Genomic DNA, 13,251 nt, shown 5'->3' with positions numbered 1-13,251 from the left:
TCGGCCCATACTAAAAACTCCTCCCTAAGTAAACAAGCTTTAATTATTTGCTTGTCTACCTAAGTAGGAGTATAGCCCTTTTCAATGTTGGGGTGCTTCCCTTTTTTCTTCATCGTATGGATAAGCTGATTCGTGACGAACCAGTAGAGCGTTAAAACGCCGAGAAGAAAGAACAGGCTCGTGAAAGCAGGGGTAACAAACCAGTGAGACCAAGTCATTGTTTAACGCCTTCCAATCCAATTGCTTATGGGGTGAACTAATATGATGAGACGTCAAAGACCGGCGAAACAAAATTTGGTTGCACTCCGTAAGTAAATTATATTAATTAATATCACAATTACATGTTAACTCACAAAGTGAAAAAAAGTCATTAAATCTTAGTGAGTTTAAAGGAAAATAGGGAGAGTGGGACAAAAGGCGATTAGCTAGCAAGCATTAAGGCTGATAACCGAATAACCCCTGTCTTGGATTATTTAGTTATCAGTTTTAAGCGGAGTCAGCTGCCTTTTGTCCCACGTTTTAGTAATGTAAGTTCGGAGATACCCAAGAGACCTGAGTTTTTGTCCCTGACCCGCGACGTCACACTAAGCTTGGTTTGCCGTACAAGTAACCTTGGTGCAACGTGACGCCAAACTTTTTAGCGAGATCCTGATCACGGCTATCCTCAACCCCCTCAAGAATGAGTTGTAGCCGATACTCGTGAGCAATTTTCGCCCAAAAGGCCAGACTTGTTGGAATCTTATCGGCATCGCCACTCATGCGGAGATTTTGCATGGCAAATTTTATTTGGTCGACAAATGGCAACAGGTGAACAATGTTGTTATACGTGTTCGAACCAGTGCCAACATCGTCGAGGACTAAACCAATACCATACTGATGTAGTGCGATGCTAAAACCTTTCACCTCTTCAAGTGTTGGCGCCTCGGTGAGCTCAATGGTAAGGGAAGCCGGGTTCATCCGCTTCTTTAAGGCGATAACGGCACCCAAGGTTAGCGGGTCGCGTAGTTGCTGATTATTCAAGTTAAAAGCCAAGACTTGGTTGGTGACTGCCGTGTGTAGAGAGACGGCGGTCTGTTCCAGGAGTTTTACCTGATCTTCTACCGATATTTCTGTAAAGTTTTTGGGCAAGACCCACGTATCATTCTGCTGTTTACGCAGAAGTACTTCGTAGCCAAAAACTTGATGATCATCTTGGTTGATTTGTGGCTGAACAAAGAAACGATACATACCGGTCGACTCCTTAAAAATTTTGTTAATCATCTGATTACTTACTATTTTAGCGCAAAACTTCGAAAGCGCAATCCCATATATTGTTTAATGTGGTCAGTTAGTCGGGATGCAACTAAGTTAGGGTGAAGACCGTTTGACTTGCCCGTCATTTTGACGAACATGTCAAAAGTTCACGCCAATCAATGAGCGTGAACCCGATATTACCAGCGCAATACTAGTCCTGTCAACTGAGGTTGAAAGCCAACTCATTCACATGACTCTTGTGACGGTAAGAATTATCGCGACAAAATTAGTGAGAACAACCGCACTTCGGTCAAAGGCCGACGTTGGCCACTTTTAGTCGCCATGTCGTTGTGACAACAGTCATAACAAGGATTTTGGAACCTTCTTTAGCTGACAATAAAAAAGCATCGTCGGGCAAACTGACGGTGCTTTTTGAGACTCGGCATGTCGCTTTATTGTGACTATGCCAAAAGTCAGAAACTGTTTGGTGTCTTCAAACCATAACTGAAACGGGTGCCGGCGGGCAGTCGTTTCAGCTTGACACCACTAATGTGCATCAGCTAACTCTCCGCAGTTACACATGTTCTCGACTCACATTAATGTGTGGTAACTATAGTGTGACTGGTTATCCCGAGTCAGCTAACTGTAAAGTTGACTCGAGATAGCTTATTTACACGGATCTCTTCCAATACAAAGAGGACAGGGGCAATTGACCTTAAATCATAGTCGATTTAGTGAGTAGGGCTGTTCTGAATCTTGGCCAACTGATGATACTGACCGATCATCCAAGTCCGATAGGTTTTACCGGCGGGCAGGGTTTCCGTTACGTTAAGGACAGGGACATGATGTTTCTTGGCTAGTTTGACCATTGTCGCGACGGTCTTACTACTGGCCTGACTATTGTTTACGAAAAAGGCGATGCGGTGTTTCTTGATGTCGCGTTGCATAGCGGTGATCGATTTGGGTGACGGATCAGTCCCATTTTCAATGGCCATTTCAAAGCTGGTGTTGTTACGGCGATAGCCAAGGGCAGTGAGGGCGTAGTCGAAGACGGGCTCACTGACGTCGACTGCTCGTTGGTTGCTGTTTTGCTTGAGTTCCTTCAGTTGATTCTGGAGGGGAGCAAGCGATTTGATGTAGGCAGCGGCATTGCGATGATAAGTTTGCTTGTATTTAGGTGCCTGCTGGCTAAATTTCTGGGCTAAGGTCGTTGCGACCCGGGACATGGTTTCGGGGTCGTACCAGATATGTTCGTTGTCGCCGGTCTTTTTACCCATGACATCTTCCCCGACGCGGATACTGGTCGTTTGTTTACTAGCATCGCTCTTGACCAGTTTCTGCATCCAGGCGTCATAGCCAATACCGTTGGCCAAAACGAAATTGGCATGGGACACGAGGGCGGCGTCCTTCGGAGTCGGTTCGAAGTCGTGGGGATCGATGCTAGCACTCTTAATGATGGTGGTCACCGTGCCGTGGTCCCCGAGAACGGCTTTAGCGACTTCACCATAAAAATCGAGACTGGTGACCACGTGAATTGGTTTACTAGCGGAAATCTTGGTGGCCGATTGGGGTTTAGTGGTAGCGCACGCGGCGAGACTTCCCATGGTGATAATTAAGATAGTAGTGAAAAATAGGTGTTTAAACTTGATTAACAAAGAACTCTCTCCTCTAAATAGTAATAATTACTATTTAGATACTACAGAAAACAGTTACACTTGACAAGGTCAATTTTAAATTTATCATATGAAAAATGGGGAGAGTGTTTGGAATTGCTGTATTAGAGCGGCCTGAGGTGTTTTCGTAGTTCAAGCTCGACAGTGCTGGTCACCGCGTTTTCATCTGGCGCCTCCACATAAAGGAGGTCACTAAAGCCGAGTGCCAGCCAGAATTTCAGTCCCGAATAATTTTTCGTCGAGGCCATCAGAGTAAAGGTCGTCATTTGGGGATAGCGTGTGACTAATGCCGTAATTGCGGTTTGGCCCAAGTGATGCCGTCTAAACTGACGGCCAATGGATAGGTGTAAGATGTAGAGATTAGTCGGCGTTTCTTCAAAGACCCAGATGTAACCGACCACCTGGTCATTGGTGTGGATGGATAGGCAATGGGTCTTTTCAACTGGAATCCCTGGAATTTTGGTCGCTATGTCATCAAAAGGGGAAAGTGGATTTCGACCTTCAATGGTCATAAAGTAGGGCTTGATTTCGATGTATAGAGCTTGAAGTTGTGGCTGTTCGCTGCTGGTCACCGGAGAAAGTAGGCATGTCATAGTGGTCGAACCTTTCATATTTTAGATTGTATGCAGTCAGTTATAGGTAGCTGCTAAATCCCTTTGTGTGCTTCAAAGATAGGTGTATCACGGTCGGTTGTCAATCAAAAAAACAGAGGGGACAGAAGACGGTTAGTTTGTGAGCATTAATGTGATAGCAGGGATGATGTCTGATTCTGGCATAATCCCTGTTGACAGGTTAAGCGCAACAAGCCGTCCTATGGCGCACGTTTTGGCACCATGGTAACGGAAATAAAAAGTTGCTCATTTCAGAATCGTTAGATTCTGAAATGAGCAACTTTTTGAATTATGTTCCAGTCTTGTTCATTAATTACGTTTAGTAGCCGTAACCACCGTTATTATTATCGTTCGACCCATTACCGTTGTCGGTTGACCCGGTCGTGGATGTGTCGGCATCTGTCGTGAACTTCGCTGTGTCAGCTAAGTCCAACGTCTTACGAATGTGATTAGAGACCTTTTTGAGTTCAGTGGTCGTTGGGACTTGGTAAGAAAGACCATCGATCATCGCATCTTGTCCCTGAAGTGTTTCGGAACTGATATGGTGAGAGGCATCCCCGTACTTGGCCCGGATTTGCATCAAGTCATCAAAGGTTAGGTCGGTCTTCAAGTTACCATTCAACGACTTTAGAATCGTTTGGTACCGCGTGATGGACGATAGGCCAGCCGCCTTAACGACTAGCTTTTGTAAGACTTGTCGTTGCCGTTTCTGCCGGCCGTAATCTCCCTTAGGATCATCGTAGCGCATCCGAGAGTATGAGAGGGCTTGCTTACCATTCAAGTGAATCTTGACACCTTTTTTGACGTCAGCGGACCCGTACTTAAATGTTAATGGTGGAACCACGTCGACCCCACCGACCGAATCGACCATTTTTTCTAGGCCCCCCATGTTGATAATGGCATAGAAGTCGATGGGGATGTCCAGCAGATCTTCGACAGTTTTAACCGCCGTGCTGGCCCCACCAATGGTGTAGGCGGCGTTGATCTTTTGAATTGATGTATTCGCACCAGAACCCACAGTCACCCGTGTATCCCGGGGAATACTGGTCAGGTAGGCCGTCTTCTTTTGCGGATTGATGGTGGCGACCATGATGGTGTCTGTCCGACCGACATCTGAACGACCCAACGCACCGGTATCAGTTCCCAACAGCAGAATTGAGAAGGGTTTGTTTTTCTTAAGCACAGAAGAGACGTTACGGCTTTTCGCAATGTTTGATGCTTGATAAGTCGCGCTAAATGTCTTTTTGGCGGACGTCCAAGCTTGATGTCCATACGCAAGTCCCCCGGTCAGGAGAATCATGAGGGCGATGACGATCGTCCACATAACTGGCCGGTGGGGGTGAACGGCTGGCGCTTTGTAGTGTGAGTGTTGATCGGCACGACGATCAAAGACTTGTTCAAAGTCTTCAGGTGATCGTTGCCGTTTACTTCCATTGTCTTTTGGCATATTCTTCCTCATCCTCGTTAAAATCTTTAACCCAATTATAAGCCATGTAGTGGATCATTTTGGGTGGCGACTAAGTGACCTTTACCAGATTTTAAATTCCCCTGGAATCCTATCTGTTGATTCAATTTACTAATTAGACCATAAAATTCGGCGCACGTAAACGGACGCCCGGGCGGTTTAGGCCCCAACTAGCGAGAATTATACCAGATTTCATGGAAAATATTAAGTTGTCAAGTCAACTTAAACGGTGTTAATTCGGTAATTGTAAACGCTTGCTGAAGGGAGCGGCCGCCGTCCTATGCTATAATACGAAGAGTTGCTTAAGAAAATCTAATTTTTTGTTACGATTCGTGGGGAGGGTCGCGGATGGCCATATTTATTCGAAGTGTGTCCGGTGTCTTAATTATTTTAGTCATGATTGCGCTGGGATACGTTTTATCTCGTCGCGGCTGGTTTGACGATCAAGCACCGAAGTTAATTGCGCGTTTGGTGACACAGATTGCCTTACCTGCATATATGATCAGTACAATTACTGCCAAATTTTCGGCGGAAACACTGAAGAGGACGTTGCCGGACCTCCGCTTTCCGGTGGTCTCCATGTTGATCATGTTTGGTCTATCGATTGTGGCCTTTCACCTTTTCCGGATTAAACCGGGTCACCGTGGCCTGTTTGAGTCGATGTTTCTAAATTCCAACACGGTCTTTGTGGGGTTACCAGTCAACGAGGCTCTGTTTGGACCGAAGAGTTTACCGTTTGTGCTCGTCTACTATATGGCGAACACGACCTTTTTCTGGACACTGGGGGTTTACTTGATTCAACGCGATGGTCAGGGGAGTGCCAAGTTTGACCTGAAAGAGACGCTGAAGAAAATTTTTTCACCACCGTTATTGGGCTTTATCGTTGGGGTACTTTTAGTTCTCCTGAACATTCAGTTACCCAGTTGGATCATGAAGGATTTTCAATATGTCGGTGGTCTGACGATTCCACTATCCATGATTTTTATTGGGACAGCGATTGCCGGGGCAGGGTTACAAAATGTGCACCTCAATCGTGACAGCCTGGGAATCCTCTTGGGACGCTTTGTTGTGGCCCCGGTGTTAATGGGGTTGCTAGTGATTCCAACGGGTATGCCATTAATTATGAAACAAGTCTTTATTTTGCAAGCAGCGATGCCCGTCATGACTAATGCACCAGTTGTGGCGAAACTTTACCACGCCGATGCCGATTACGCGGCCATCATGGTAACCGAAACGACCCTCCTAAGTTTAGTGGTGATTCCGATTTTGATGGTCATCGTCCAGCACGTTGCCTAACTATGATCGTTTACTTATAAGGAGGAACACTTTTTCGTTTTGAGAAAAACAATGTTGTATATCGCATTTTCAACGTTAATGTTTAGTTCTATGGAAATTGCATTAAAGTCTGCTGGCGGGGCATTTAACCCGATTCAGTTAAACTTGATTCGTTTCTTTATCGGGGGCGTTATTCTGCTCCCAATCGCGCTCCGAGCCTTACATAAACAAAGCCGCCGGTTAACGCGTTCTGATTGGGCGTTATTCTTTCTGACCGGTCTGGTGTGTGTCATTATCAGTATGACGCTGTATCAACTGGCAATTACCGTTGATGAAGCGTCAACGGTGGCTGTATTGTTCAGCTGTAATCCCGTCTTTGCGCTGATCTTTTCTTACTTCATTCTACACGAACGGTTAGGCCGAGCTAACTTGATTGCCGTTGTCGTGTCGATCATTGGGTTAGTGGTCATTGTGAACCCTACCCATTTGTCGAATCCAGTGGGCTTGGTGTTAGCCATTGGCTCGGCGTTAACGTTTGGCCTGTACAGCATTGTATCCCGGTGGGGGTCTGTGCGGCACCACTTCAACGGAATCGTTATGACCTGCTTTACCTTTTTAGCGGGATCATTTGAACTGCTAGTGATCATGTTATTGACGCACGTTCCCGCTATCGCTGGGGGGATGCGGCAGGTGAGTTGGTTACAACAGTTTGCTGCTATGCCAATTCTGAAAAATGTTAGCTTGCAGTACTTCTGGATTCTTTTCTTCATTGGTGTCTGTGTGACCGGTGGTGGGTTTGCCTTTTACTTCTTGGCGATGGAACGTTCCGACGTTTCCACGGCTTCTCTGGTATTCTTCATCAAGCCAGGGTTAGCACCTATCTTGGCCGCATTGTTGATTCACGAACGGATTTTAGCACCCACGATTATCGGTATCGTGATTATCCTGATGGGATCGGTCATCACCTTCATGGGGAACCGGGTCAAGGCACGGGAATCTGCATTGGCAGAAGAAGATGCCAGCGACTTCCAAGAAGACGATGCACCAGTTTCCGTTGCGCAACAGGCTGCTGCTGAGTTAGCAGCCCGGCACACAGAGTCATCATCGACGGATTAATTTCATAAAATTAGCAAGCGTTGTGGACCTAGGCGAGAGCCGTGGCCGATGGCGCTTTTGTTTTCTAGCTGAAGATTGCAAGCTGAAGGTTGAAAGTCCCAAAACACGCATTATGACTGTTGTCACAACGATACGGGACTAAAATAAGGCAACGTTGTCCAACCATCGCCTTATCTGCCGACTTCTCGGCTGACGTAGTTGGTCTGAGGCAACATGGATCATGCCGCTAGGAACGCTGCTGAATTATGCTTAAACGTTAGCAGCCACTTGGGATTCAGTGATTAGAATTGACCTGCACAATCAGAGCCGGAGGGGGTCAGGGATCCCGCTGGCTATGAGAACACTTTAACTCAACACACGGGGGGATGGGATTCCTGATGATTTACGGAAAAGTTGACACAAGGCAAGCACGCTAAGTGAAAGAGAACACAAATTTCAAGGCCGCACGCAAAACCTATGGTATCATTGTGGGTGAGAGTTGATGAGAGAAAGGGAGCATGATCAATGGCAACGCTGGTCATTTTACGGCACGGAGAGAGTGTCGCCAACCGGGATAATATTTTTACAGGATGGAGTGACGTCCCCCTGACAGCTAGGGGCCGCAAACAGGCGACGGCCGCCGGAAGACTGGTCGCAGAGACCGAAATTCAGTTTACGGCACTACATACGTCAATGTTGCAGCGGGCCATCGTGACATCCAATATTGTTTTGGAAGCTATCAATCAGCTGTACATCCCGGAGTACAAATCTTGGCGCCTAAATGAACGGCACTATGGTGCACTGCGGGGGAAAAACAAAGCTGCAGTTCAAGCGAAAGTTGGCGAGCGCCAAGTTAAAATTTGGCGCCGAAGTTTTGAGACCGTGCCGCCGTTATTGGATCATGTGACACAGGACCGGCGTTATGATCAATTTGGCCCGAACATTGAGCCGCGCGGGGAGAGCCTTGAAATGGCGTATCACCGCTTGATGCCATATTGGGAAGACCAAGTTGCGCCACGGTTGCGCAATGGCGATAACCAGCTGATTGTCGCACATGGCAGTACCTTACGAGCATTGATCAAATACCTCGATCGCGTGGCAGATGCCGATATTAGTCAGGTCGAAGTGGCAAATGGCGAACCCATTCAATACGATTTCGATGAGCGGTTGAATGTGTTAAAGAAAACAGTTTTGTAAGGGTCAAAGCATAATTAATTTCACCGCTAAATGGGTTGGCGGTTGTCGATAGCGATTAGAAAGATCCAGATTTCACGTCTCAGAGGTTAACAAAAGAATAAGATATTTAGGTCGGTTAGAGCAATTGGGGATAAATGATTGTTTTTGGCCGACCTTTTTGTATAATCAGGTTAAAGCTAGTGGGAATTGATATGGGGGAGCGAGAAAATTGAATACTAGAAATTTGGGGCATTGGGCTGTGCTATTGGCCGTCATCTTGGGGATTGGCGGCATGGTCTATGGGATGCATTCAATTGATACCAAGGATGAGCAAGAGGTCACCAAGGTCAACAAGGCCAACGCCAAGCAAACGAAACAAGAAATTGCTGATGATGCCTTAAAGAGTCGCCAACAACGGACACATCGAAAAACAAGTTTTGATAAGAAACAAGTGATGGTAGCACCACAATTTACGGCAAAGCTGACCCGGGAGTTAAAAGCAAAAAAGTTTTCTGGATCGGCCCTGGTCGTCAAGAATGATCACGTGGTCTATCAACGTTCGTTTGGTAAGGCCAATGCCAAGAAAAAACGGGCCAATAAGGTTACGTCACAGTTCTTGATCAATTCACTACAGAAGTCATTGACTGGGATGTTGGTCATGCAAGCCGTTCAAGAGGGCAAACTGCAATTGACGGATCGACTGAGTCAATATTATCCTAGTATTCAGCACAGCGGGCGAGTCACCCTGCGACAGATGCTGAACATGGAAGCGGGCCTGACGGGTAACATGGCACCGACGTCCACGTTAAATGAAGCTGGGGTTTATAAGTATGCTGAGCAAACGGCGAAGATTAGTCCTAAACGCATTAATAAATTTGATTATCAACCGATTAGCTATGTTCTACTGGCAGGTATCTTACAGCAAGTGACGCATGAGTCGTATTACAAGTTGTTCTATCAGCAATTGGTAACGCCACTGAACTTGAATCACACGAGCTTTGCCCAACTGCGGTCACAGACCAAGGGGATGACGGTCGGTTACAGCGGCACAACACCGGGCGATTTTACGACACCAAAGTTGCCATCGATGCGTGATATGGAAGCTCAGGTTGCGACGGGTAACGTCACGATGAGCACCGGGGATATGTTCCGGGCTGAGCGCGCAATCATTCAGGGAAAGCTACTCACATCTAAGGCTGGTGCGAACATCTTACATGAGGCGACCAACAAGACTATCCACTATGCCGGTGGGATGTATCATCTTGACCGAATTGGCTACTACGGTCATGGCGTTGGTGACTTCTATGAGGGGACCTTTGTGATGAGCCGTGACGGTAAGACTGGCGTCGTATTCCTGTCGAACAACTTTTATAAGAAGACCATGTGGCCAGATTGGTCGACGGAGGATTTGGCTATTTCTACGTTTAGAAATGTCTTAGCGGCACCAAAAATAAAGTAAATGAAGTGGCGGTTGGGATGCGATGTCTCTGACCGCTTTTTTTGATGGGATGGATTCGTTCTTAAGAAAAGTAGCGAAACGTCACGAAAATGACGTCAGTTTTCTGAAACCTATACAAAAAATGAGAAAATTGGGGTACAATGAGAGAATAGTTAGGAGAGTGACGTCATTGAGTAAAGAAATCACGGCGGATCAAACCGCCCGTTATCAACAAGCATTAGCTACTGACCCCACCGCGAAGGTCTTAGAACGCGCCGTCAGTCATCAAGGAATCTTAGCAACCTCTGCCGATTATGCTTCTGAAACCGACATGACTCCCGTATTCTCCATCGATTTGGACACTGGGAAAGTTGCGAACCAGAAGCAAAGTGGACGTTGCTGGATGTTTGCCGCATTGAACACGATGCGGCATCATTTAGCAGATCTATTTAATTTGAGCGACTTTGAATTGTCGCAAAACTATACGAACTTCTGGGACAAATTTGAAAAGGCTAACTACTTCTACGAAAATGTGCTGGCCACCGCCGACCAACCAACGTCTAGTCGAAAGGTTGCTTTCTTAATGGCAACCCCACAGCAAGATGGTGGTCAATGGGACATGTTGTGCGCCATCATCCAGAAGTATGGGATCGTTCCTAAGTCCGTCATGCCTGAAACTTACAACAGCTCAAAGTCTAGCGAACTAAACAGTACGTTGAACTTGAAGTTACGTAAGGATGCCGTAACTTTACGGAAATTGGTTGCGGACAAGGCTAGTGACGCTGACATTGCTGCTGCCAAAGACAAGATGCTGGGTGAAGTTTACCGCTTACTGAGTTTCTCTTTGGGTCAACCGGTCAGTGAATTTGACTTTGAATACCGTGACGATGACAAGAATTACCATATTGACAAGGGCTTAACGCCAAAGTCATTCTTCGACAAGTACGTCGACTGGGATTTGACCGACTACGTCTCCATCATCAACGCGCCAACTGCTGACAAGCCTTACAATCATACCTACACGGTTGAAATGCTGGGTAACGTGGTCAACGGTCGTCAAGTGAAGCATTTGAACGTGACGATGAAGGACTTTAAACAGTTAGCCATCAAGCAATTACAAGCTGGCCAATCTGTTTGGTTTGGTTGTGACGTGGGTCAATCTTCAGAACGGCAAAAGGGAATTATGGACACCAAGTTCTATGACAAGGATGCCCTCTTTAACATTGATTTCTCCACGACCAAGGCAGAACGCTTGGATTACGGGGAAAGCATGATGACCCATGCCATGGTCTTGACCGGTGTCGATTTAGTCGATGGTCAACCGACCAAGTGGAAAGTTGAAAACTCTTGGGGTGAAAAAGTCGGCACGAAGGGGTATTTCGTGATGAGCGATGCTTGGATGGACGAATACTGTTACCAAGTTGTTGTGAACAAGCAATTTTTGCCTGACGACTTAAAGCAAATTCAAGAAAACGAAAAACCAACAGTTTTGGCCCCTTGGGATCCAATGGGTGCCTTAGCATAACGTCTAAAAGCTTATTGGCCGTGTGACATTGGCCAGTAAGTTTTTTTGTGGACCTATCTAAATTTCTGAAGGTTGAAAGTCCCCAAACACTCATTATGACTGTTGTAACAATGATACGAGGACTAAAATTAGGCAACATAGGCCAGTCATCGCCTTACCGGCCGGCAGATATGGGCTGGATCGGTGCGAACCCAACTTGAAGCCTCGAAAAGACCGCGTCTCCAAGCTGGGTTTTCTACTAAGCCAGCAGGGAATCCACCTGCCGACTAAGTAGAACGACGCGCCTGAGCCCATATCTGCCGACCTCTCGGCTGACGTAGTTGGTCTAGACAACATGGATCATGCCCGCTAGGAACACTGTTGAATTATGCTTAAACTTTAGCAACCACTTGGGATTCAGTGAGTGGAATTGACCTGCACAATCAGAGCCGGAGTGCGGCTGTTCTCACTAATTTAGCCGTGATAATTTCTACTGTCGCAAGCGTAACGCAAACATTTTGGTTTTCAACCTTTAGCTTCAGTAAATTTCTTCAGGACAATGGGCTCTTATGACGAATATGTAGTTAGCTGCATGACATTTTGACGGCAAACCTAAAAAGCATTATCTCAACGATCTAATCAGGATCGGCGAGATAATGCTTTTATATTGGCTAGACTTTAGTGAATGCAGATTAGTCGCGTGCGTTTAAAACTTCGGGACCATTTTGCCGACCAACGACGACCGTGTTGACGGTGTCCAAGAACAGACCATGTTCCACGACACCCACGATGCCGTTCAACGTGTTGGCTAATTCGTGGGGATGGTCGATGCGTCCCAAGTGTAGGTCAATAATGTAGTTTTTAGAGTCGGTTAAGACGTGAGTGCCGTCTTCCTTCATGCGGAAGGCCGGCTTGAATCCCATCTTGTCTAATTTTTCTAAGACGTGTGAGGAACCAAAGGGGATGACTTCCAGTGGTAAGGGGAACTTACCCAAATGGTGGACCAGCTTGCTTTCATCAACGATCCAGAGGTTCTTTTCAGAGTTGATAGCGACGATCTTTTCCCAGAGGTGAGCACCACCGCCACCCTTGATGCCTTGAAAGTTATCGTCGACTTCATCGGCACCGTCGATGGTTAAGTCGAGGTGGTCAACTTCGTCCAATTGTTTAATGGTAATGCCCAAGTCACGGGCTTGTTTGGCAGAACGGTCAGAGGTAGCAACCCCCACAATGCTGAGGCCTTCGTTCTTGACCCGTTCCCCGAGTGCATCGATCATGTAACGAACGGTCGACCCGGTACCGATTCCTAAAATCATCCCGTCTTCAACGTACTTGACGGCTTCTTGGCCAACGAGGGCCTTTAATGCGTTTTGATCCATTATCACTACTCCTTTTCTGAATGGCTGATGTGTAAGGCAACTGGCTGCACGGCGGCCGCACCGCTAACTGGCAGTTGATGCGCAGCTAAGAGGTTCGGGGCCGGATGTTGTGCGAAGTACCGTTTGGCATACGGATCAAGGACTTTGACGGTAACGTTTGCGGCAGTAGCCAATTTCGTAAAACGTTTTATCAAGTCTGCGGCACGTTCGTCTGCGGGCTGAGATGGGCGCACAAAAATCTGTTCAAGAACCCAACTAGTCGTACTCAAATGTAGGTAGTGCAGACTTGCCAGTAACTGCTCATCTTGAGTAATGGTCAGTTGGCCCGGCTGTTCCGTAATCGTCATGGCGGTTACTCCTTTCGTGACCGGTTACACTTTAGATTCTGGTCTATCATGCGAC

At 46.7% G+C, this 13,251-nt stretch carries 12 protein-coding genes; 5 read left to right on the top strand and 7 right to left on the bottom strand.

Going from position 1 to position 13,251, the window contains the following annotated elements; all coding sequences use genetic code 11:
- Positions 1 to 59 precede the first annotated feature (59 nt).
- From EKM89_RS10945 to EKM89_RS10925, 5 genes are all read right to left on the bottom strand, one after another.
- On the bottom strand, positions 60 to 218 hold the full coding sequence (locus EKM89_RS10945) for a hypothetical protein (protein WP_191988766.1): 159 nt from the start codon (positions 216 to 218) through the stop codon (positions 60 to 62).
- Positions 219 to 579: 361 nt separating this feature from the next.
- Positions 580 to 1,227 carry an EAL domain-containing protein gene (locus tag EKM89_RS10940; protein WP_125688488.1) on the bottom strand — a complete coding sequence of 216 codons (648 nt, stop codon included), beginning with the start codon at positions 1,225 to 1,227 and terminating at the stop codon, positions 580 to 582.
- Between the two features lie 737 nt (positions 1,228 to 1,964).
- Entirely contained in the window at positions 1,965 to 2,837 is an 873-nt protein-coding gene (locus EKM89_RS10935) for a metal ABC transporter solute-binding protein (RefSeq protein WP_125688492.1), read from the bottom strand.
- Positions 2,838 to 3,010: 173 nt separating this feature from the next.
- The gene (locus EKM89_RS10930; protein ID WP_164510574.1) at positions 3,011 to 3,499 is read right to left on the bottom strand and encodes a GNAT family N-acetyltransferase; all 489 of its coding nucleotides are present in this window, start codon (positions 3,497 to 3,499) and stop codon (positions 3,011 to 3,013) included.
- A 337-nt stretch (positions 3,500 to 3,836) separates the two neighbouring features.
- The gene (locus tag EKM89_RS10925) at positions 3,837 to 4,964 is read right to left on the bottom strand and encodes an LCP family glycopolymer transferase (protein WP_125688484.1); all 1,128 of its coding nucleotides are present in this window, start codon (positions 4,962 to 4,964) and stop codon (positions 3,837 to 3,839) included.
- 366 nt (positions 4,965 to 5,330) lie between these two features.
- Between EKM89_RS10925 and EKM89_RS10920 the strand changes: the two genes are divergently transcribed.
- The 5 genes from EKM89_RS10920 (at position 5,331) to EKM89_RS10900 (ending at position 11,491) form a co-directional block, all read left to right on the top strand.
- Positions 5,331 to 6,278: an AEC family transporter gene (locus EKM89_RS10920; protein ID WP_125688482.1), complete on the top strand. Its 948-nt coding sequence runs from the start codon at positions 5,331 to 5,333 to the stop codon at positions 6,276 to 6,278.
- Between the two features lie 39 nt (positions 6,279 to 6,317).
- The gene (locus tag EKM89_RS10915; RefSeq protein WP_125688480.1) at positions 6,318 to 7,373 is read left to right on the top strand and encodes a DMT family transporter; all 1,056 of its coding nucleotides are present in this window, start codon (positions 6,318 to 6,320) and stop codon (positions 7,371 to 7,373) included.
- Positions 7,374 to 7,877: 504 nt separating this feature from the next.
- Positions 7,878 to 8,549 carry a 2,3-bisphosphoglycerate-dependent phosphoglycerate mutase gene (locus EKM89_RS10910; RefSeq protein WP_125688478.1) on the top strand — a complete coding sequence of 224 codons (672 nt, stop codon included), beginning with the start codon at positions 7,878 to 7,880 and terminating at the stop codon, positions 8,547 to 8,549.
- A gap of 208 nt (positions 8,550 to 8,757) precedes the next feature.
- Positions 8,758 to 9,987, top strand: coding sequence for a serine hydrolase domain-containing protein (locus tag EKM89_RS10905; protein ID WP_125688476.1), 1,230 nt, complete (start codon positions 8,758 to 8,760; stop codon positions 9,985 to 9,987).
- A gap of 169 nt (positions 9,988 to 10,156) precedes the next feature.
- Positions 10,157 to 11,491, top strand: coding sequence for a C1 family peptidase (locus EKM89_RS10900; protein WP_125688474.1), 1,335 nt, complete (start codon positions 10,157 to 10,159; stop codon positions 11,489 to 11,491).
- A 671-nt stretch (positions 11,492 to 12,162) separates the two neighbouring features.
- Here EKM89_RS10900 and rpiA read toward each other — a convergent pair.
- Entirely contained in the window at positions 12,163 to 12,849 is a 687-nt protein-coding gene (rpiA, locus tag EKM89_RS10895) for a ribose-5-phosphate isomerase RpiA (RefSeq protein ID WP_125688472.1), read from the bottom strand.
- Positions 12,850 to 12,854: 5 nt separating this feature from the next.
- On the bottom strand, positions 12,855 to 13,196 hold the full coding sequence (locus EKM89_RS10890; RefSeq protein WP_125688470.1) for an acetyltransferase: 342 nt from the start codon (positions 13,194 to 13,196) through the stop codon (positions 12,855 to 12,857).
- Positions 13,197 to 13,251 lie beyond the last annotated feature (55 nt).

This window comes from Levilactobacillus fujinensis (assembly GCF_003946335.1).
Classification (GTDB): Bacteria; Bacillota; Bacilli; order Lactobacillales; family Lactobacillaceae; genus Levilactobacillus; species Levilactobacillus fujinensis.
This window is presented reverse-complemented; position numbering and strand designations above follow the sequence as displayed.